Consider the following 23,982-nt stretch of genomic DNA (forward strand, 5'->3'; position numbering starts at 1 on the left):
AAAGCCCGCGCTGTGGTTGCAGCGCGGGCTTTTTTTCGTCTGCCGCTATCGCCTGGGAATGACCAGCGATGCCGCGACAGGCCGCTTATTGCCAGCGGTAGCCGAAACCGACATTGATGCCGCTATCCCTACCGGTAGAAGTAAAGCCCACGCCCCAGGTACTGTTGCCGGTTTTGCTGACCGCCTTGAATTGCAAGGCCAGCGCGCCGTATCCCTGGAAGGCGCCGACGCCAATGCCAACGCCCTTCTCTCCCCCGTACAGCGTCGGCATCACCGCGCCGGTGGCCGCCATGCTCATTGCGATACCCGAGTAGGCGATGCGCTTGACGTCGCCGATCTGGTTCTGCAAATTGGTGAGCTGCGAGACATTCACGCCATCGGTCAGGTTGATGCCCGGCGCGACATTGGTCAAGCGGCGCTCGCTGCCGGCGGAGCCCACGGAAACCGTGTTCGCCTGGTTGGCAACCGAATAAGCGCCCAGGGCGACCGAGTTGTTGGCCAGCGCCTGCGCTTCCGCTCCCAGCGCCACTGCGTCATTCCCTGAGGCCAATGCGTTATTGCCAATCGCCACGGTCGGATCGCCGATGGCGCGGGCGTTATAGCCGATCGCCACCGAGCCGGCCTGCGAAGCCAGGGCGCGGAAACCGACTGCCGTGGTATTGGTATCGGTCGCCTGGGCGTTGGAACCGATCGCGGTGGCGCCGTCCTTGGTCGCTTGCGCGCACAGGCCGGAACCGGTGGCGTCAACGCCGTGGACGCTGGTGCAAGTGGCCGCCGTCACATTGTTGATGGCCGTGCCGCTGGCGCCGCGGGTCTGCACTGTGCCGTCGCCGTTAGAACCGCCGATGGTAGTGCCGCCCAGCGTGGCGCCGTTGGCAATCGCATTCTTCTCTGCATCCACCAGCGAAGTCAGGGTGGTCGACAGCGAATTGGCGCCGTTGGTGACGTTGCTCAAACCGGTTGAGAGCGACGATACCTGGCTCAGGCCGGTCGACAAGGAAGAGATCCCGGTCGACAAAGAGGCGATTCCGGTGGAAGTCGACACTGACAGGGAGATCACATTGCTGCCGGTGGTCGACAATCCCGTCGACAGCGAACTGACGCTCGATGCATTGGTCGACAGGCTGGTCGACAGCGAATTGATGCTGCTGGTGTTGGTTGAAAGCCCGGTCGAAGTCGAGGTCGACAGCGAATTGACGCTGCTGTTGGTCGAGCTCAGGCCGGTCGACAGCGAGCCCAGGCCTGTCGAGGTCGAGGTCGACAAGGAATTCAGCTGGCTGACGTTGACCGCATCGGTATTCTGCGTGCCGGCAGCGACATTGGTGATCTGACGTTCCTTGCCGACGGAACCCACCGATACCACGTTGTTGCGGGCGCCGTTGGTCGAATTCGCGCCGATCGCCACCGAATTCGAACCGGCGCTGACAGACGCATCATCCGAGCCGTCCAGTTTGCCGTCGGCCTTGAAGTAATTGTTGACGCCGGATTTCTGCAGGCCCGAGACAGCGGTCGACAGCGAACTGACATTGCTGGTGACTGTGCTCAGGCCGGTCGAGGTTGAAGTCGACAGCGAGGTGACGTTGCTGCTGACCGTGCTCAAACCGGTTGAAGTCGAGGTCGACAGCGACGTCACGCTGCTGTTGGTGGTGCTCAAGCCGGTCGAGGTCGAAGTAGACAGCGACGTCACGCTGCTGTTGGCGGTGCTCAGGCCGGTCGACGTCGAGGTCGACAGCGACGTCACGCTGCTGTTGGCGGTGCTTAAGCCGGTGGAAGTCGAGGTCGACAGCGACGTCACGCTGCTGTTGGCCGTGCTCAGACCGGTTGACGTCGAGGTCGACAGCGAGCTCACGCTGCTGTTGGCCGTGCTCAGGCCCGTCGAGGTCGAAGTAGACAAGGAGTCTACGCTGCTGCTGACAGTGCTCAGACCGGTTGAAGTCGAGGTCGACAGCGATGTCACGCTGCTGTTGGCCGTGCTCAGACCTGTCGACGTCGAGGTCGACAGCGACGTTACGCTGCTGTTGGCCGTGCTCAGACCGGTGGAAGTCGACGTCGACAGCGAAGTGATGCTGCTGTTGGCCGTGCTCAGGCCGGTCGACGTCGAGGTCGACAGCGACGTCACGCTACTGTTGGCGGTGCTCAGGCCTGTCGACGTCGAGGTCGACAGCGACGTCACGCTGCTGTTGGCCGTGCTCAAGCCGGTGGAGGTCGACGTAGACAAGGAGTCTATGCTGCTGTTGGCCGTGCTCAAACCGGTTGAAGTCGAAGTCGACAGCGAGGACACGCTGCTGTTAGCCGTGCTCAGACCGGTGGAAGTCGAGGTCGACAAGGAAGTCACGCTGCTGTTGGCCGTGCTCAGGCCGGTCGACGTCGAGGTCGACAGCGATGTCACGCTGCTGTTAGCCGTGCTCAGGCCTGTCGATGTCGAAGTAGACAGAGAGTCTACGCTACTGTTGGCCGTGCTCAAACCGGTTGAGGTCGAGGTCGATAGCGAGGACACGCTGCTGTTAGCCGTGCTCAGACCGGTGGAAGTCGAAGTCGACAGCGATGTCACGCTGCTGTTAGCCGTGCTCAGGCCGGTCGACGTCGAGGTCGACAGCGATGTCACGCTGCTGTTGGCCGTGCTCAGGCCTGTCGAGGTCGAAGTAGACAGGGAGTCTACGCTGCTGTTAGCCGTGCTCAGGCCGGTGGAAGTCGAGGTCGACAGCGATGTCACGCTGCTGTTGGCCGTGCTCAGACCAGTGGAAGTCGAAGTCGACAGCGATGTCACGCTGCTGTTGGCGGTGCTCAGGCCTGTCGAAGTCGAGGTCGACAGCGACGTCACGCTGCTGTTGGCTGTGCTCAGGCCGGTGGAAGTCGAAGTCGACAGCGATGTCACGCTGCTGTTGGCTGTGCTCAGGCCGGTGGAAGTCGAAGTCGACAGCGATGTCACGCTGCTGTTGGCGGTGCTCAGGCCTGTCGAAGTCGAGGTCGACAGCGATGTCACGCTGCTGTTGGCTGTGCTCAGGCCGGTGGAAGTCGAAGTCGACAGCGATGTCACGCTGCTGTTGGCGGTGCTCAGGCCTGTCGAAGTCGAGGTCGACAGCGACGTCACGCTGCTGTTGGCCGTGCTCAGGCCTGTCGACGTCGAGGTCGACAGCGATGTCACGCTGCTGTTAGCCGTGCTCAGGCCTGTCGAAGTCGAGGTCGACAGCGATGTCACGCTGCTGTTGGCCGTGCTCAGGCCGGTGGAAGTCGAAGTCGACAGCGATGTCACGCTGCTGTTGGCCGTGCTCAGGCCGGTGGAAGTCGAGGTCGACAGCGATGTCACGCTGCTGTTGGCTGTGCTCAGGCCTGTCGAAGTCGAGGTCGACAGCGACGTCACGCTGCTGTTGGCGGTGCTCAGGCCTGTCGAAGTCGAGGTCGACAGCGAGCTCACGCTGCTGTTGGCCGTGCTCAGACCGGTCGACGTCGAGGTCGACAGCGAGCTCACGCTGCTGTTGGCCGTGCTCAAGCCGGTTGAAGTCGAGGTCGACAGCGATGTCACGCTGCTGTTGGCGGTGCTCAGGCCTGTCGACGTCGAGGTCGACAGCGACGTCACGCTGCTATTGGCCGTGCTCAGACCGGTGGAAGTCGAAGTCGACAGCGAAGTCACGCTGCTGTTAGCGGTACTCAAGCCAGTCGAGGTGGAAGTCGACAGCGACGTCACGCTGCTGTTGGCCGTACTCAAGCCGGTCGAGGTCGAAGTCGACAAGGAAGTCACGCTACTGTTGACCGTGCTCAAGCCGGTCGAGGCCGAAGTCGACAAGGAAGTCACGCTGCTGTTGGCGGTGCTCAGGCCGGTCGAGGTCGATGTCGACAGCGATGTCACGCTGCTGTTGGCCGTGCTCAAGCCGGTCGAGGTCGAAGTAGACAGGGAGTCTACGCTGCTGTTAGCTGTGCTCAGGCCGGTTGAAGTCGAGGTCGACAGCGATGTCACGCTGCTGTTCGCCGTGCTCAAACCAGTCGAAGCCGAAGTCGACAGCGAGCTCACACTGCTGCTCGCCGTGCTCAGACCGGTCGACGTTGATGTCGACAGCGATGTCACGCTGCTGTTGGCGGTGCTCAAACCGGTGGAAGCCGATGTCGACAAGGACGAGACGCTGCTGCTGGCAGTGCTCAGACCGGTCGAAGCTGAAGTCGACAGGGAAGCAATGCTGCTGCTGGTCGTGCTCAATCCGGTGGATGTCGAGGTCGACAGCGAGCTGACGTTGCTGTTGGCGCTGCTGATGCCGGTTGACAGCGAATTGACGCCGCTGTTGACCGTGCTCAGGCCGGTCGACGTCGAGGTCGACAGCGAGGTCAGCTGGCTGACGTTGACGGCGTCGGTCAGTTGCGTGCCGGCGGCGACATTGATGATTTGCCTTTCCTTGCCGACATCGCCTACTGAGACCACATCCTGACGCGCATCATCAAACGAATTCGCGCCAATCGCCACCGAATTCTTGCCGGCGGTGATACGGGCATCGTCGCTGCCATCAAGCTTGCCGTCGGCTTTAAAGTAGTTGTCGACGCCGGCCGCCTTCAGGCTTGACGCGCCGGTCGACAAAGAGGCGACGCCGACGCTGACTGTGCTCAGGCCGCTAGAGGCGGAGGTCGACAATGAGCTCACGTTGCTGTTGCTGCTGCTTAACCCTGTCGACAAGGAGACGACGTTACTGTTCACGCTGCTCAGGCCGGTCGAAGCCGAAGTCGACAGCGAGCTCACGCTGCTGTTGACCGTGCTCAGGCCGGTCGAAGCCGAGGTCGACAGCGAGCTCACGCTGCTGTTGACCGTGCTCAGACCGGTCGAGGCCGAGGTCGACAGCGAGCTCACGCTGCTGTTGACCGTGCTCAGGCCGGTCGAGGCCGAGGTCGACAGCGAGCTCACGCTGCTGTTGACCGTGCTCAGGCCGGTCGAAGCCGAGGTCGACAGCGAGCTCACGCTGCTGTTGCTGGTGCTCAGGCCGGTCGACAGCGAGACGACATTGCTGTTTGCCGTGCTCAGGCCGGTGGAGGTGGAGGTCGACAGCGAAGCCAGGCTGCTGTTGCTGGTGCTCAGTCCGGTCGAGGCCGAGGTCGACAACGATGTCACGCTGCTGTTGGCCGTGCTCAAGCCAGTCGAGGTCGAAGTCGACAACGAAGTCACGCTGCTGTTGGCCGTACTCAGACCAGTCGAAGTCGACGTCGACAAGGAGGAAGCATTGCTGTTGATGGTGCTCAGGCCAGTCGAGGCCGAAGTCGACAGCGAAGTCACGCCGCTGCCGGTGCTGCTCAGGCCGGTGGAAATCGAGGTCGACAGCGAAGAAACATTGCTGTTGCTGGTGCTGAGGCCGGTCGACAGCGAAGTCACGCTGCTGCCGACGGTGCTCAGGCCGGTTGAGGTCGAAGTCGACAAGGAACTCACGCTGCTGTTGGCGCTGCTCAGGCCGGTCGAGGCCGAAGTCGACAAGGAACTCACATTGCTGTTGGCGCTGCTCAGGCCGGTTGAGGCAGAAGTTGACAGCGAAGCGACGCTGCTGTTGCTGGTGCTCAAGCCGGTGGAGGCAGAAGTTGACAACGAAGCGACGCTGCTGGCACTGGTGCTGAGGCCGGTCGACAGAGAGCTTACGTTGCTGTTGGTGGTGCTCAGGCCGGTCGAGGTCGAGGTCGACAGCGATGTCACGCTGCTGTTGGCAGTGCTCAGGCCGGTCGAGGTCGACGTCGACAGCGATGTCACGCTGCTGTTGGCGGTGCTCAGGCCGGTCGAGGTCGACGTCGACAGCGATGTCACGCTGCTGTTGGCGGTGCTCAGGCCGGTCGAGGCCGAGGTCGACAGCGACGTCACGTTGCTGTTGGCGGTGCTCAGGCCGGTCGAGGTCGACGTCGACAACGACGTCACGCTGCTGTTGGCGGTGCTCAGGCCGGTGGAAGTCGAGGTCGACAGCGACGTCACGCTGCTGTTGGTGGTGCTCAGGCTGCTCGACAAAGAGGTCAGATTGCTGCCGGCGGTGCTCAAGCCGGTCGAAGCCGAAGTCGAGAGCGACGCTACACTGCTGTTAGCGGTGCTCAGGCCAGTGGAAGATGAAGTCGACAGCGAAGACACGCTGCTATTCGTGGTGCTCAGGCTGCTTGACAGCGATGTCACGCTGCTATTGGTCGTGCTCAGGCCGGTCGAAGTGGAAGTCGACAACGATGTCACACTACTGTTGGTCGTGCTCAGGCCGGTCGAAGTGGAAGTCGACAGCGATGTCACGTTGCTGTTAGTTGTGCTCAAGCCGGTCGAGGTCGAAGTCGATAAGGAGGCCACACTGCTGTTGGCCGTGCTCAGGCCGGTCGACGAAGAAGTCGACAGCGAAACGACGCTGCTGTTGCTGGTGCTCAAGCCGGTCGACGAAGAAGTCGAGAGCGAGGTGATGCTGCTGTTGGCAGTGCTCACGCCGGTGCTCAGTTGCGCCACGGTGACCGCATCCTGCTGCGCCGCGCCGTCGGCGACATTGGTGATGCGGCGCAGTGCAGAGGCAGAACCGACCGATACTTCCGATAGCGGCGCCGCCGTTCCCGTCAGGAAGCCTGCACCGGTAGGCGCTGCCGCGCCGGTAACCGAACCGGCACCCAGCGCGACACTGTTGGCGTATGAGGCCGTGGCGCCGCGTCCCAGCGCAACGCCGGCCGTCGCGCCGGAAGCGACCGACGACTGGCCACCGATGGCCAGGCCGTCAGCGGCAAGCGCCTGCGCGCCGCTGGTGGCATTGCCGCCGATCGCCACGGCGCCGGCTGCAGCCGCCTGCGTGGCGCTGGCCTTGGTCGGCGATGATGCGCTGCCGCCCGAGCCGATGGAAACCGTATTCGCAGCGCTGGCCTGGCTCAACAGGCCAACCGCCACACTGCTCTGGCCGGAGGCATTTGCCTGCACGCCGACAGCCGTCGCCAGGTTGCCGGCTTGGCTCATGAAACCGAAAGTGCTACCGTAGTCGCCGGTGACCTGGCTGCCGGAGCCGAACAAGGTCACTGCCAGAAAATTGCCGCCGTTGGCGCCGCAGCCGGAAACTGTCGAAAAAAAGCCGTTACCATCAGTAAACGTGCCGGTGGTCGCCGTACCGTCCGCGCCAGTAAACGTCAGCCCGACGTTGCTGTTGCAACCTGTCGGGACGATCGTGGAAGCGTAGCCGGACAAAGGCAATACCAGCGTCAATGCAATCACCGACGTCCTGAGCGGAAATTTCTGTCCCAGGAATGCTACCCAGGCTGCTCTCTCTGATGTCAGCGGCGCCGCCGCGGAGCGGCTCGATCCGGAGCGTTTGCCTTTGGCGGCAACCAGCTCCGAGACCGCGACCCAGGTGCCCAGGACTTGGCTATATACGGTGCGGTAAATATTATTCATAGTTGGCTCGATACAAAATAACTACGGTTTGCGAGATGAATCAGATCGGAACGGCTTATTTCCACTTGAAGCCGTAGCCAACACTGAAGCCCGTCGCATTCCCGGTAGTACTTGCACCTGCTCCCCAGGCACTCTTACCGGTCTTGCTGATCTCCTTGAACTGCAAGGCCAGCGCGCCATATCCCTGATAGGTGCCAAGGCCAACGCCGACGCCCTTGTCGCCCGCTTCCAGGTTCGGCATCACCGCGCCTGACATGGCCATGCTCATGGCCACGCCCGAGTAGGCGATGCGCTTCACGTCGCCCAACTGGTTTTGTACGTTGTTGAGTTGCGAGACATTCACACCGTCGGTCGGATTGATGCCCGGCGCCACATTGGTCAGGCGCCGCTCATTGCCGACGGACCCCACCGAAACCGTGTTCGCCTGGTCTGCCAGAGAACCTGCTCCCAAAGCCACCGAATTGGCCGCAGTAGCCTGGGAATTGGCTCCCATGGCGACCGAATTATTGCCCGATGCCAGTGCATTCTGGCCGATCGCCACAGTCGGATCGCCGGTCGCCCGGGCGTTGTTGCCGATCGCCACCGAGCCGGCCTGCGAAGCCAGGGCGCGGAAGCCGACTGCCGTGGTATTGGTATCGGTCGCCTGCGCGTTGGAGCCGATCGCGGTGGCGCCGTCCTTGGTCGCTTGTGCGCACAGGCCAGAGCCGGTGGCGTCGACGCCATTGACGCTGGTGCAGGTCGCCGCCACCACGTTATTGATGGCCGTGCCGCTGGTGCCGCGGGTCTGCACCGTGCCGTCGCCGTTAGAACCGCCGATGGTAGTGCCGCCCAACGTGGCGCCGTTGGCAGTCGCGTTCTTCGAAGCATCCACCAGCGAAGTCAGGGTGGTCGACAGCGAATTGGCGCCGTTGGTGATATTGCTCAAACCGGTTGAAAGCGACGATACCTGGCTCAAACCGGTCGACAAGGAAGAGATCCCGGTCGACAAGGAGGCGATCCCGGTCGAGCTTGAAGTCGACAAGGAAGTGACGCTGCTGCTAGTCGTTGACAGACCGGTCGAGAGCGAATTGACGTTCGAGGCATTGGTCGACAGGCCGGTCGACAGCGAATTGATGCTGCTGGTGTTGGTTGAAAGCCCGGTCGAAGTCGAGGTCGACAGCGAATTGACGCTGCTGTTGGTCGAGCTCAGGCCGGTCGACAGCGAGCCCAGGCCGGTCGAGGTCGAGGTCGACAAGGAATTGAGCTGGCTGACGTTGACCGCATCGGTATTCTGCGTGCCGGCGGCGACATTGATGATCTGACGTTCCTTGCCGACGGAACCCACCGACACCACGTTGTTGCGGACGCCGTTGGTCGAATTCGCTCCGATCGCCACCGAGTTGGAGCCGGCGCTGACAGACGCGTCATCCGAGCCGTCCAGTTTGCCGTCGGCCTTGAAGTAGTTGCTGACGCCGGATTTCTGCAGTCCGGAAACCGAAGTCGACAGCGAACTGACATTGCTGGTGACCGTGCTCAGGCCGGTCGAGGTCGAACTCGATAGCGAGGTGACGCTGCTGTTGGCGCTGCTCAAGCCGGTGGAAGTCGAAGTCGACAGCGAGCTCACGTTGCTGTTGGTGGTGCTCAGACCGGTGGAAGTCGAGGTCGACAGCGAGCTCACGTTGCTGTTGGTGGTGCTCAGACCGGTGGAAGTCGAGGTCGACAGCGAGCTCACGCTGCTGTTGGTGGTACTCAGACCGGTCGAGGTCGAAGTAGACAGCGAGTCTACGCTGCTGCTCACGGTGCTCAGACCGGTGGAAGTCGAAGTCGACAGCGAAGTGATGCTGCTATTGGTCGTGCTCAGACCGGTCGAGGTCGAGGTCGACAGCGAGGTGATGCTGCTGTTGGTGGTGCTCAGACCGGTCGACGTCGAGGTCGACAGCGAGGTGATGCTGCTATTGGTCGTGCTCAGGCCGGTCGAAGTTGAGGTCGACAGCGAAGTGATGCTGCTGTTAGTCGTGCTCAGGCCGGTCGAGGTTGAGGTCGACAGCGAAGTGATGCTGCTGTTGGTCGTGCTCAGGCCGGTTGAGGTCGAGGTCGACAGCGACGTAATGCTGCTATTGGTTGTGCTCAGGCCGGTCGAAGTCGAGGTCGACAGCGAATCGACACTGCTGCTGACTGTGCTCAGGCCGGTCGAGGTCGAGGTCGACAGCGATGTGATACTGCTGTTGGTGGTGCTCAGGCCGGTCGAAGTCGAGGTCGACAACGACGTGATGCTGCTGTTGGTGGTGCTCAAGCCGGTGGAGGTCGAGGTCGACAGCGATGTGATACTGCTGTTGGTGGTGCTCAGACCGGTCGAGGTTGAAGTCGAGAGCGAATCGACATTGCTGCTGACAGTGCTCAGGCCAGTCGAAGTCGAGGTCGACAGCGAATCGACACTGCTGCTGACTGTGCTCAGGCCGGTCGAGGTTGAGGTCGACAGCGAAGTGATACTGCTGTTGGTGGTGCTCAGACCGGTCGAAGTCGAGGTCGACAGCGAGCTTACGCTGCTGTTGGTGGTGCTCAGACCGGTCGAGGTTGAGGTCGACAGCGAGGTGATGCTGCTATTGGTCGTGCTCAGACCGGTCGAGGTTGAAGTCGAGAGCGAATCGACATTGCTGCTGACAGTGCTCAGGCCAGTCGAAGTCGAGGTCGACAGCGAAGTGATGCTGCTGTTGGTGGTGCTCAGGCCGGTCGAGGTTGAGGTCGACAGCGACGTGATGCTGCTGTTAGTCGTACTCAGGCCGGTCGAGGTTGAGGTCGACAGCGAAGTGATGCTGCTATTGGTCGTGCTCAGGCCGGTCGAGGTCGACGTCGACAGCGAAGTGATGCTGCTGTTGGTGGTGCTCAGGCCGGTCGAGGTCGACGTCGACAGCGAAGTGATGCTGCTGTTGGTGGTGCTCAGACCGGTCGAGGTTGAGGTCGACAGCGAAGTGATGCTGCTGTTGGTGGTGCTCAGGCCGGTCGAGGTCGAGGTCGACAGCGAATCGACACTGCTGCTGACTGTGCTCAGGCCGGTCGAGGTTGAGGTCGACAGCGAAGTGATGCTGCTGTTGGTCGTGCTCAGGCCGGTCGAGGTCGACGTCGACAGCGACGTAATGCTGCTATTGGTTGTGCTCAGGCCGGTCGACGTCGACGTCGACAGCGACGTAATGCTGCTATTGGTTGTGCTCAGGCCGGTCGACGTCGAGGTCGACAGTGAATCGACATTGCTGCTGACAGTGCTCAGGCCGGTGGAAGTCGAGGTCGACAGCGAAGTGATGCTGCTGTTGGTGGTGCTCAGGCCGGTCGAAGTCGAGGTCGACAACGACGTGATGCTGCTGTTGGTGGTGCTCAAGCCGGTGGAGGTCGATGTCGACAGCGATGTGATACTGCTGTTGGTGGTGCTCAGACCGGTCGAGGTTGAAGTCGAGAGCGAATCGACATTGCTGCTGACAGTGCTCAGGCCAGTCGAAGTCGAGGTCGACAGCGAAGTGATGCTGCTGTTAGTAGTGCTCAGGCCGGTCGAGGTTGAGGTCGACAGCGAAGTGATGCTGCTGTTGGTCGTGCTCAGGCCGCTCGAGGTTGAGGTCGACAGCGAAGTGATGCTGCTGTTGGTGGTGCTCAGGCCGGTCGAGGTCGAGGTCGACAAGGAAGTGATGCCGCTGTTGGTGGTGCTCAGGCCGGTCGAAGTCGAGGTCGACAGCGAATCGACACTGCTGCCGACTGTGCTCAGGCCGGTCGACGTCGAGGTCGACAGCGAAGTGATGCTGCTGTTGGTGGTGCTCAGGCCGGTCGACGTCGAGGTCGACAGCGAAGTGATGCTGCTGTTGGTGGTGCTCAGGCCGGTCGAAGTCGAGGTCGACAGCGAAGTGATGCTGCTGTTGGTGGTGCTCAGGCCGGTCGAAGTCGAGGTCGACAGCGACGTAATGCTGCTGTTGGTGGTGCTCAGGCCAGTCGAAGTCGAGGTCGACAGCGAATCGACACTGCTGCTGACTGTGCTCAGGCCGGTCGAGGTTGAGGTCGACAAGGACGTGATGCTGCTGTTGGCGGTGCTCAGCCCGGTCGATGTCGAAGTGGACAAGGACGTCAGGCTGCTGTTGGTCGTGCTCAGCCCGGTCGACAACGAATTCACGCTGCTGTTGGCGGTGCTCAGGCCGGTCGACGTCGAGGTCGACAGCGAGGTCAGCTGGCTGACGTTGACGGCGTCGGTCAGTTGCGTGCCGGCGGCGACATTGATGATTTGCCGTTCCTTGCCGACATCCCCTACGGAGACCACATTCTGACGCGCATCATCAAACGAATTCGCGCCAATCGCCACCGAATTCTTGCCAGCGGTGATGCGGGCATCGTCGCTGCCATCAAGCTTGCCGTCGGCTTTAAAGTAGTTGTAAACGCCAGCTGCGCGCAGGCTCGAGGAAGCAGTCGACAACGATGCGACTCCTCCGCTTACCGTGCTCAGGGCTGTCGAGGTCGACGTCGACAGCGAGGTGATGCTGCTGTTGGTCGTGCTCAGGCCGCTCGACAAGGACGTCACATTGCTGTTGGCCGTGCTCAGGCCTGTGGAGGTCGAGGTCGACAACGAACTGACGCTGCTGTTGGTGGTGCTCAGGCCGGTCGAAGTCGAGGTCGAGAGCGAACTGACGCTGCTGTTGGCGGTGCTCAGGCCGGTTGAAGTCGAGGTCGAGAGCGAGCTGACGCCGCTGTTGGCGGTGCTCAGGCCGGTCGAAGTCGAGGTCGAGAGCGAACTGACGCTGCTGTTGCTGGTGCTCAAACCGGTGGAGACCGAAGTCGACAGCGAGGATACATTGCTGTTAGTCGCGCTCAGACCGGTCGACAGGGACGTGACGCTGCTGTTGGTGGTGCTCAGGCCGGTCGACGTCGAAGTCGACAGCGAGGTAATGCTGCTGTTAGCGGTGCTCAGACCGGTCGAAGTCGATGTCGACAACGAGGCAACGCTGCTGTTGGCGGTGCTCAGGCCGGTCGAAGTCGAGGTCGACAGCGAAGTAACGCTGCTGTTGGTGGTGCTCAGGCCAGTGGAGGTCGAGGTCGACAACGAGGCAACACCGCTGTTGGCGCTGCTCAATCCGGTCGAGGTCGAGGTCGACAACGAGGCAACGCTGCTGTTGGCGGTGCTCAAGCCAGTGGAGGCCGACGTCGACAGCGAGGATACGTTGCTGTTGGTGCTGCTGAGACTGCTGGACAGCGACGTCACGTTGCTGCCGGCGCTGCTCAGGCCGGTCGAGGTGGAAGTCGACAGCGAGCTCACGCTGCTGTTGGTCGTGCTCAGGCCGGTCGAGGTGGAAGTCGACAGCGAGTTCACGCTGCTGTTGGTCGTGCTCAGGCCGGTCGAGGTGGAAGTCGACAGCGAGCTCACGCTGCTGTTGGTCGTGCTCAAGCCGGTCGAAGTCGAGGTCGACAGCGAAGCCACGCTGCTGGCGCTGGTGCTGAGGCCGGTCGACAGCGAGCTCACGTTGCTGTTGGTCGTGCTCAGGCCGGTCGAGGTGGAAGTCGACAGCGAGTTCACGCTGCTGTTGGTCGTGCTCAGGCCGGTCGAGGTGGAAGTCGACAGCGAGCTCACGCTACTGTTGGTCGTGCTCAAGCCGGTCGAAGTCGAGGTCGACAGCGAAGTGATGCTGCTGTTGGCGGTGCTCAGGCCGGTCGAGGCCGAGGTCGACAGCGAACTCACGTTGCTGGTGGTCGTGCTCAATCCAGTAGAGGTTGAGGTCGACAGCGACGTCACGCTGCTGTTGGCGGTGCTCAGGCCGGTCGAGGCCGAGGTTGACAAGGACGTTACGCTGCTATTGGTGGTGCTCAGGCCGCTCGACAGTGAGGTTACATTGCTGTTGGCCGTACTCAAGCCCGTGGAGGTTGAGGTAGACAGCGAGCTCACATTGCTGTTGGTCGTGCTCAATCCGGTGGAGGTTGAGGTCGACAGCGAAGTTACGCTGCTGTTGGTGGTGCTCAGGCCGCTCGACAGCGATGTCACGCTGCTGTTGGCGGTGCTCAGGCCGGTCGAGGTCGACGTCGACAGCGATGTCACGCTGCTATTGGTCGTGCTCAGGCCGGTAGAAGTGGAAGTCGACAGCGAGGTGATGCTGCTGTTGGTGGTGCTTAGGCCGGTCGAGGTTGAGGTCGACAGTGAAGTGATGCTGCTGTTGGTGGTGCTCAGACCGGTCGAAGTCGAGGTCGACAAGGAAGTCACTCTGCTGGCGGTGGTGCTGAGGCCGGTCGAGGTTGAACTCGACAACGAGGCGATGCTGCTGCTGGTGGTGCTCATGCCCGTGCTCAATTGCGCCACGGTGACCGCGTCCTGCTGCGCTGAACCATCCGCAACATTGGTGATGCGGCGCAAAGCCGCGGCAGAACCGACCGATACTTCCGATAACGGCGCCGCCGTTCCCGTCAGGAAGCCTGTACCGGTAGGCGCTGCCGCACCGGTAACCGAACCGGCGCCCAGCGCAACACTGTTTGCGTATGAGGCCGTGGCGCCGCGTCCCAGCGCAACGCCGGCCGTCGCGCTGGAAGCGACCGACGACTGGCCGCCGATGGCCAGGCCATCAGCAGACAGCGCCTGCGCGCCGCTGGTGGCATTGCCGCCGATCGCCACGGCGCCGGCTGCAGCCGCCTGCGTGGCACTGGCCTTGGTCGGCGATGATGCGCTGCCGCCCGAGCCGATGGAAACCGTATTCGCAGCGCTGGCCTGGCTCAACAGGCCAACCGCCACACTGCTCTGGCCGGAGGCATTGGCTTGAACGCCGACAGCCGTCGCCAGGTTGCCGGCCTGGCTCATGAAACCCAAAGCCGTGCCGTACGCGCCAGTAACCTGGCTGCCGGCGCCGAACAAGGTTACTGCCAGCAAGCCGCCGCCGTTAGCGCCGCAACCGGCAACCGTCGAAAAGTAGCCGCTGCCGTCGGTTTGCGTCGAGGTAATAACGGTGCCGTCCGCGCCCGTAAAACTAGTGCCGCAACCTGAACCGCCAGTATTGGCAATGGTGCTGGCATAGGCTGAAAACGGCAGCACCATTGCCAAAGCCAGTACAGCACTTCTTAGAGGAAACTCGCCTCTCAGGAATGCCCCCCACACCGAACGCTCCGCCATGGCCGGCGCGCCTGCGGAGCGTACAGCTCCCGATCGCTTCCCCTTGGCGGCAACCAGTTCCGAAACGGCAACCCAGGTGCCCAGGATTTGGCTATATACGGTGCGGTAAATTTTATTCATGGTTGGCTCTATGCAAAAGTGAGTACAACTAGCGTTAAGGGATCGAATCGATCGCGCAGAAACAGATAATTCGGAAAAACTAGATGGAATACAGGTAGCAGACGGCTGACAGCAAGCGCTCTGCAGTGCTCACGGAAACACCATGGCCAAGGGGAACAACAAAACCAGGCCAGCAAAGGCCTCGCCGTTTTGTCATGCAAATTCAGGAGTCATGTTTGGTTCCAGCAACGGCTGGACTTTGACCACTTGATGCAATTTGCTCATATTTCCCTTGGGAAACTTAGCGTTGTCCCAACTGCAAAGAACTCTTTAATCACATCAAGGGCGACGGGATGAACTGACCTGATTTGTTTTTTTGATCTGTCATATCCCTGCTGCCGCTTCAAACATCAAGAGCTCAGATCTCAGATAAATCTTGCGACAGCAGCAATTTATCACTGCAACCTGTTCTATTTTTCGCAACTTAACAATCTTTGACAATGAGTAACAGTTGTTCACATTTTATTTTCCACAGAACAACTATTTGTCTGATGCAGGCCACTGAAATTGATTGCCGGTAAGTAAAAAAACCCGGCTTAACGTTCTCCGAAAGCAATTATTAAAGTCCAGACGATAAAAAAAACCGCAATGACCGAGTCATTGCGGTTTTTTATCCAGAGCGTCTTACTGCTTATATCAGGCGGTCCCTGGCAGGCTATCCGCCGGCAGGATTACCATAATTTGAAATCGACGCCGGCCGAGACACCCCAAGCGCTGCCGGTGGTGCTGACGCCAACGCCCCAGGTGTTATTGCCGCTACTGCTCTTCGCCCGGAACTGCAAAGCCAGCGCGCCATAGCCCTGGTAGGAGCCGATGCCTACCCCGACCCGGCCTTCACCGCGTTCCAGCGCGCTAGTCACCGCGCCCGACATCGCCATGCTCATGGCTACGCCGGAGTAGGCAATGCGCTTGACGTCGCCGATCTGGTTTTGCACGTTATTCAGCTGCGACATATTGACGGCGTCGGTCGGATTGACGCCGGCCGCGACATTGGTGATACGGCGTTCATTGCCGGAAGAACCGACCGATACCGTATTCGCCTGGTCTGCTACCGAATAGGCGCCCAGCGCAACCGAGTTGTTCGCCGTGGCTTGCGCACCGGCTCCAGTCGCCACGGCATCGTTGCCCGAAGCCAAGGCGCTATTACCGATTGCAACGGTAGGATCGCCTGTCGCCCGAGCGTTATAGCCAATCGCCACCGACCCTGCCTGCGAAGCCAAGGCACGGAACCCCACCGCCGTGGCATTGGTGTCGGTAGCCTGAGCGTTCGAGCCGATCGCCGTTGCCCCGTCCTTGGTCGCCTGCGCGCACAAACCGGAACCGGTGGCATCCACGCCGTTGACGCTGCTGCACGTCGACGCCATCACATTGCTGATTGCATTGCCGCTGGTACCGCGCGTTTGCACCGTGCCATTGCTGTTGGCGCCGCCGATCGTAGTGCCGCCCAGCGTGCCGCCATTTGCAGTCGCATTCTTCGACGCGTCCACCAACGATGTCAGCGTTGTCGACAAAGAGGTAGTGCCGTTGGCGATGTTGCTCAGGCCGCTCGAGATCGAAGTAATCTGGCTCAAGCCGGTCGACAGCGACGAGATGCCGGTCGAGAGAGAAGATATCCCGCTCGAAGTCGACGACGACAAGGAACTGACATTGCCGTTGGTGGTCGACAACCCGGTCGACAGCGAGTTGACATTCGACGTGCTGCCCGACAATCCCGTCGACAGGGAATTGATGCTGCTGGTGTTGCTCGACAAACCGGCCGAGGTCGACGTCGACAACGAGCTGACGCTGCTGTTAGTCGAACTCAACCCCGTCGACAGTGAACCTATACCTGTCGAAGTTGAGGTTGACAACGATGATAGCTGGCTGAAATTCACTGCATCAGTTGGTTTCACGCCAGCAGCAACGTTAGTGAGGATAACCGGCGTGGTTGCACCAACCCCACCCAAAGTGATGCTTGTATGACTTGGATTGTCATACTTAACTGCATTCGCAACCCCGCTTGATAACGATGTCAGGTTGCTGTTCGTTGTGCTCAGGCCGGTCGAGGTCGAGGTTGACAGCGACGATACGTTGCTGTTGGTGGTGCTGAGTCCGCTGGACAGCGATGTGACGTTGCTGTTGGTGCTGCTCAAGCCAGTCGATGTCGACGTCGACAGCGACGACACGCTGCTGTTGGTGGTACTGAGGCCGCTGGACAGTGAAGTGACGTTACTGTTCGTGCTGCTCAGGCCGGTCGAGGTCGATGTCGACAACGACGACACATTGCTGTTGGTCGTGCTCAGACCGCTGGACAACGAAGTCAGGTTGCTGTTGGTGCTGCTCAGACCGGTCGAGGTTGAGGTCGACAACGAAGACACATTGCTGTTGGTTGTGCTCAGTCCGCTGGACAGTGAAATCACGTTGCTGTTGGTGCTGCTCAGACCGGTCGATGTCGACGTCGACAGCGACGACACGTTGCTGTTTGTCGTGCTCAGTCCGCTGGACAGCGAAGTGACGTTGCTGTTGGTACTGCTCAGACCGGTCGATGTCGAAGTCGACAGTGACGATACGTTGCTATTGGTGGTGCTCAGGCCGCTGGACAGTGAGGTGACGTTGCTGTTGGTGGTGCTGAGACCGCTGGACAGCGACGTGACGCTGCTGTTCGTACTGCTCAAGCCGGTCGAGATCGAGGTCGACAATGACGACACATTGCTGTTGGTCGTGCTCAGGCCACTGGACAACGAAGTCACGTTGCTATTGGCACTGCTCAAGCCAGTCGATGTCGAGGTCGAGAGCGACGATACGTTGCTGTTGGTGGTGCTCAGCCCGCTGGACAGTGAAGTGACGTTGCTATTCGTGCTGCTCAGGCCGGTCGACGTCGAAGTCGAGAGCGACGATACATTACTGTCTGTCGTGCTGAGACCACTGGACAGCGATGTGACATTGCTGTTCGTGCTGCTCAGGCCGGTCGAAGTCGAAGTCGACAGCGATGATACGTTGCTGTTGGTTGTGCTGAGGCCGCTGGACAGCGATGTGACGTTGCTGTTCGTGCTGCTCAAACCGGTCGATGTCGAAGTCGACAGCGACGATACGCTGCTGTTGGTCGTGCTGAGACCACTGAACAACGAAGTCACGTTGCTGTTGGTGCTGCTCAGACCAGTCGATGTCGACGTCGACAACGACGACACGCTGCTGTTTGTTGTGCTCAGTCCGCTGGACAGCGAAGTAACGTTGCTGTTGGTGGTGCTCAGGCCCGTCGAGGTGGACGTCGACAGCGACGACACATTGCTGTTTGTCGTGCTCAGTCCGCTGGACAGCGATGTGACGTTGCTGTTCGTGCTGCTCAGGCCGGTCGAAGTCGAAGTCGACAGCGACGATACGTTGCTGTTGGTCGTGCTGAGGCCGCTGGACAGCGATGTGACGTTGCTGTTCGTGCTGCTCAAACCGGTCGAGGTCGAGGTCGACAAGGACGATACGCTGCTGTTGGTCGTGCTGAGACCACTGGACAACGAAGTCACGTTGCTGTTGGTGCTGCTCAGACCAGTCGATGTCGAAGTCGAGAGCGACGATACATTACTGTCTGTCGTGCTGAGGCCGCTGGACAGCGAAGTAACGTTGCTGTTGGTGGTGCTCAGGCCCGTCGAGGTGGACGTCGACAGCGACGACACATTGCTGTTTGTCGTGCTCAGTCCGCTGGACAGTGAAGTGACGTTACTGTTCGTGCTGCTCAGGCCAGTCGAGGTCGACGTCGACAACGACGATACGTTGCTGTTGGTCGTGCTCAGGCCGCTAGACAGTGAAGTCACGTTGCTATTCGTGCTGCTCAAGCCGGCCGACGTCGAGGTCGACAGCGACGATACGTTGCTGTTGGTGGTGCTGAGTCCGCTAGACAGCGATGTGACGTTGCTGTTGGTGCTGCTCAGGCCAGTCGAAGTCGACGTCGACAGTGACGATACGCTGCTGTTGGTCGTGCTGAGACCACTGGACAGCGATGTGACATTGCTGTTCGTGCTGCTCAGGCCGGTCGACGTCGAAGTCGAGAGCGACGATACATTACTGTCTGTCGTGCTGAGACCACTGGACAGCGATGTGACATTGCTGTTCGTGCTGCTCAGACCAGTCGAAGTCGATGTCGACAGCGACGACACATTGCTGTTGGTCGTGCTCAGACCACTGGACAGCGATGTGACGTTGCTGTTGGTGCTGCTCAAGCCAGTCGATGTCGACGTCGACAGTGACGATACGCTGCTGTTTGTACTGCTCAGACCGGTCGATGTCGAGGTCGACAGCGAGGACACGCTGCTATTGGTGGTGCTGAGACCGCTGGACAACGAAGTGACGTTGCTGTTCGTACTGCTCAATCCACTGGATAACGAAGTCACGTTGCTGCTAGCACTGCTCAAGCCGGTCGAGGTCGAGGTCGATAGCGACGATACATTGCTGTTGGTTGTGCTGAGACCGCTGGAAAGTGAAGTGACGTTGCTGTTGGTGCTGCTCAAGCCAGTCGATGTCGAAGTCGACAGCGACGATACGTTGCTGTCGGTCGTGCTCAGACCGCTGGACAACGAAGTCACGTTACTGTTCGTGCTGCTCAAGCCGGTCGATGTCGACGTCGACAGCGACGACACGTTGCTGTTGGTGCTGCTCAGGCCAGTCGAGGTTGACGTCGACAACGAAGACACATTGCTGTTGGTCGTGCTCAGACCGCTGGACAACGAAGTCACGTTGCTGTTCGTGCTGCTCAGGCCGGTCGATGTCGAGGTCGACAGTGACGATACGTTGCTATTGGTGGTGCTCAGGCCGCTGGACAGTGAGGTGACGTTGCTGTTGGTGGTGCTGAGTCCGCTGGACAGCGATGTGACGTTGCTGTTGGCGCTGCTCAAGCCAGTCGATGTCGACGTCGACAGTGACGATACGCTGCTGTTTGTCGTGCTCAGGCCACTGGACAACGAAGTCACGTTGCTATTGGCACTGCTCAAACCAGTCGAGGTTGACGTCGACAGCGAAGATACGTTGCTGTTTGTCGTGCTCAGGCCGCTGGACAGCGATGTGACGTTGCTATTCGTGCTGCTCAAACCAGTCGAGGTTGACGTCGACAGTGACGATACATTGCTGTTTGTCGTGCTCAGACCGCTGGACAGCGATGTGACGTTGCTATTCGTGCTGCTCAAACCAGTCGAGGTTGACGTCGACAGCGACGATACGTTGCTGTTGGTTGTGCTCAGGCCAGTCGAGGTCGACGTCGACAGCGACGACACGCTGCTGTTTGTCGTGCTCAGTCCGCTAGACAGCGAAGTCACGTTGCTGTTGGTGGTGCTCAGGCCGCTGGACAACGAAGTGACGTTGCTATTCGTGCTGCTCAGACCAGTCGATGTCGAGGTCGATAGCGACGATACGTTACTGTTTGTCGTGCTCAGACCACTGGACAGCGAAGTGACGTTGCTGCTCGCCGTACTCAGCCCGGTCGAGGTCGAAGTCGACAATGACGACACATTGCTGTTGGTCGTGCTCAGTCCGCTGGACAACGAAGTCACGTTGCTGTTCGTGCTGCTCAGCCCCGTCGACGTCGAGGTCGACAGCGATGACACATTGCTGTTGGTGGTGCTGAGGCCGCTGGACAGTGAAGTGACGTTACTGTTCGTGCTGCTCAGGCCGGTCGATGTCGAGGTCGACAATGACGACACATTGCTGTTGGTGGTGCTCAGGCCACTGGACAGCGATGTGACGTTGCTGTTGGTGGTGCTCAGGCCCGTCGAGGTGGACGTCGACAGCGACGACACATTGCTGTTTGTCGTGCTCAGTCCGCTGGACAGTGAAGTGACGTTACTGTTCGTGCTGCTCAGGCCAGTCGAGGTCGACGTCGACAACGACGATACGTTGCTGTTGGTCGTGCTCAGGCCGCTAGACAGTGAAGTCACGTTGCTATTCGTGCTGCTCAAGCCGGTCGACGTCGAGGTCGACAGCGACGATACGTTGCTGTTGGTGGTGCTGAGTCCGCTAGACAGCGATGATACGTTGCTGTTGGTTGTGCTGAGGCCGCTGGACAGCGATGTGACGTTGCTGTTGGTGCTGCTCAGGCCAGTCGAAGTCGACGTCGACAGTGACGATACGCTGCTGTTGGTCGTGCTGAGACCACTGGACAGCGAGGTCACGTTACTGTTGGTGCTGCTCAGACCAGTCGATGTCGACGTCGACAGCGACGACACGTTGCTGTTGGTGGTGCTGAGTCCGCTGGACAGCGAAGTCACGTTGCTATTGGTGCTGCTCAGGCCAGTCGAGGTTGACGTCGACAACGAAGACACATTGCTGTTGGTCGTGCTCAGGCCGCTGGACAACGAGGTCACGTTACTGTTGGTGCTGCTCAGACCAGTCGATGTCGACGTCGACAACGACGACACGTTGCTATTGGTGGTACTCAGGCCACTGGACAACGAAGTCACGTTGCTGTTGGTCGTACTCAGGCCACTGGACAGCGATGTGACGTTGCTGTTGGTGCTGCTCAAGCCAGTCGAGGTCGAGGTCGACAGCGACGACACGTTGCTGTTAGTCGTGCTCAGTCCGCTGGACAGCGATGTGACGTTGCTATTCGTGCTGCTCAAACCAGTCGAGGTTGACGTCGACAGTGACGATACATTGCTGTTTGTCGTGCTCAGGCCGCTGGACAGCGATGTGACGTTGCTGTTGGTGCTGCTCAGGCCAGTCGAGGTTGACGTCGACAACGACGACACGCTGCTGTTTGTCGTGCTCAGTCCGCTGGACAGCGAAGTGACGTTGCTGTTGGTACTGCTCAGACCGGTCGATGTCGAAGTCGACAGTGACGATACGTTGCTATTGGTTGTGCTGAGGCCGCTGGACAGCGAAGTGACATTACTGTTGGTGCTGCTCAAGCCGGTCGACGTCGAGGTCGACAGCGACGACACATTGCTGTTGGTCGTGCTCAGGCCGCTGGACAGCGAAGTGACGTTGCTATTCGTGCTGCTCAAGCCAGTCGAGGTTGACGTCGACAGCGACGATACGTTGCTGTTGGTGGTGCTGAGACCGCTGGACAACGAAGTCACGTTGCTGTTGGTGCTGCTCAGGCCGGTCGAAGTCGATGTCGACAGTGACGATACGTTGCTGTTGGTTGTGCTGAGACCGCTGGACAGCGATGTGACGTTGCTGTTCGTGCTGCTCAAGCCGGTCGATGTCGACGTCGACAGCGACGACACGTTGCTGTTGGTGCTGCTCAGGCCAGTCGAGGTTGACGTCGACAACGAAGACACATTGCTGTTGGTCGTGCTCAGGCCGCTGGACAGTGAAGTGACGTTGCTGTTCGTGCTGCTCAAGCCAGTCGAGGTTGAGGTCGACAACGAAGACACATTGCTGTTGGTCGTGCTCAGGCCGCTGGACAGCGAAGTGACATTGCTGTTGGTACTGCTCAGACCGGTCGATGTCGACGTCGACAGTGACGACACGTTGCTGTTGGTGGTGCTCAGGCCGCTGGACAACGAAGTGACGTTGCTATTCGTGCTGCTCAAACCAGTCGAGGTTGACGTCGACAGTGACGACACGTTGCTGTTGGTGGTGCTCAGGCCGCTGGACAACGAAGTGACGTTGCTATTCGTGCTGCTCAAACCAGTCGAGGTTGACGTCGACAGCGACGATACGTTGCTGTTTGTCGTGCTCAGGCCGCTGGACAACGAAGTGACGTTGCTGTTGGTGCTGCTCAAACCGGTCGACGTCGAAGTCGACAGCGACGACACGTTACTGTTTGTCGTGCTGAGGCCGCTGGACAGCGAAGTGACATTGCTGCTCGTGCTGCTCAAGCCGGTCGAGGTCGAGGTCGACAAGGACGACACGCTGCTATTGGTAGTGCTGAGGCCGCTGGACAACGAAGTGACGTTGCTGCTGGTGCTGCTCAAGCCGGTCGAGGTCGATGTTGACAACGACGATACGCTGCTATTGGTGGTGCTGAGACCACTGGACAGCGATGTGACGTTGCTATTCGTGCTACTCAAACCAGTCGAGGTTGACGTCGACAGCGACGATATATTGCTGTTTGTCGAACTTAGTCCGCTCGAAGTCGATGTCGATAGCGACGACACACTGCTATTGGTGGTGCTCAGGCCGCTGGACAGCGAAGTCACATTGCTGTTGGTGCTGCTCAAGCCGGTCGATGTCGAAGTCGACAGCGACGATACGTTGCTGTTCGTCGTACTCAAGCCTGTTGAGGTTGACGTTGATAGCGACGACACATTGCTGTTGGTGGTGCTGAGGCCACTGGACAGCGACGACACGTTGCTGCTAGTCGTGCTCAGGCCACTGGATAACGAAGTCACATTGCTGTTGGTGCTGCTCAAGCCAGTCGAGGTCGAGGTCGACAGCGACGACACGTTGCTGTTAGTCGTGCTCAGTCCGCTGGACAGTGAAGTGACGTTACTGTTCGTGCTGCTCAAGCCAGTCGAGGTTGAGGTCGACAGCGACGACACGTTGCTGTTGGTGGTGCTGAGTCCACTGGACAGCGATGTGACGTTGCTGTTGCTGCTGCTCATGCCAGTCGAGGTCGACGTCGACAGCGACGACACATTGCTGTTTGTCGTGCTCAGGCCACTGGACAACGAAATCACGTTGCTATTGGCACTGCTCAAGCCAGTCGATGTCGAGGTCGACAGCGACGATACGTTGCTGTTTGTCGTGCTGAGACCGCTGGACAGCGATGTGACGTTGCTGTTCGTGCTGCTCAGGCCAGTCGAGGTTGACGTCGACAGTGACGACACGCTGCTGTTGGTGGTGCTCAGGCCACTGGACAACGATGTCACATTGCTATTCGTGCTGCTCAAGCCGGTCGAGGTCGAGGTCGACAGCGACGACACGCTGCTATTGGTGGTGCTGAGACCGCTGGACAACGAAGTCACGCTGCTATTGGTACTGCTCAGGCCCGTCGATGTCGAGGTTGACAACGACGATACGCTGCTATTGGTCGTGCTGAGACCACTGGACAGCGATGTGACGTTGCTATTCGTGCTGCTCAAGCCAGTCGAGGTTGACGTCGACAGTGACGATACGCTGCTGTTGGTCGAACTTAGTCCGGTCGAAGTCGATGTTGATAGCGACGACACACTGCTGTTGGTGGTGCTCAGGCCGCTGGACAACGAAGTCACGTTACTGTTAGTGCTGCTCAGGCCGGTCGATGTCGAAGTCGACAGCGACGATACGTTGCTGTTCGTCGTACTCAAGCCTGTTGAGGTTGACGTTGACAGCGACGACACATTGCTGTTGGTGGTGCTGAGGCCACTGGACAGCGACGACACGTTGCTGCTAGTCGTGCTCAAGCCACTGGATAACGAAGTCACATTGCTGTTGGTGCTGCTCAAGCCAGTCGAGGTCGAGGTCGACAAGGACGATACGTTGC

Annotated in this window: 2 protein-coding genes and 3 pseudogenes; all 5 read right to left on the reverse strand. The window is 59.9% G+C overall.

What is annotated here, in order from left to right; translation table 11 throughout:
* Nucleotides 1–85: 85 nt before the first annotated feature.
* A complete protein-coding gene (locus tag KHU30_RS15610) occupies nt 86–6,925 on the reverse strand; it encodes a YadA-like family protein (protein WP_407928091.1) in 6,840 nt (2,279 codons plus the stop codon).
* A gap of 315 nt (nt 6,926–7,240) precedes the next feature.
* Nucleotides 7,241–7,357, reverse strand: a pseudogene (locus tag KHU30_RS25750) (ESPR domain-containing protein); the annotation flags it as partial.
* 55 nt (nt 7,358–7,412) lie between these two features.
* Nucleotides 7,413–14,399: pseudogene (locus KHU30_RS15615) on the reverse strand (YadA-like family protein); the annotation flags it as partial.
* A 66-nt stretch (nt 14,400–14,465) separates the two neighbouring features.
* Nucleotides 14,466–14,573, reverse strand: a pseudogene (locus KHU30_RS25755) (ESPR domain-containing protein); the annotation flags it as partial.
* 710 nt (nt 14,574–15,283) lie between these two features.
* On the reverse strand, nt 15,284–23,347 hold the full coding sequence (locus KHU30_RS15620; protein WP_456236968.1) for an ESPR-type extended signal peptide-containing protein: 8,064 nt from the start codon (nt 23,345–23,347) through the stop codon (nt 15,284–15,286).
* Nucleotides 23,348–23,982 lie beyond the last annotated feature (635 nt).

The sequence above is a fragment of the Collimonas humicola genome (assembly GCF_018304945.1).
Taxonomy (GTDB): Bacteria; Pseudomonadota; Gammaproteobacteria; order Burkholderiales; family Burkholderiaceae_D; genus Collimonas; species Collimonas humicola.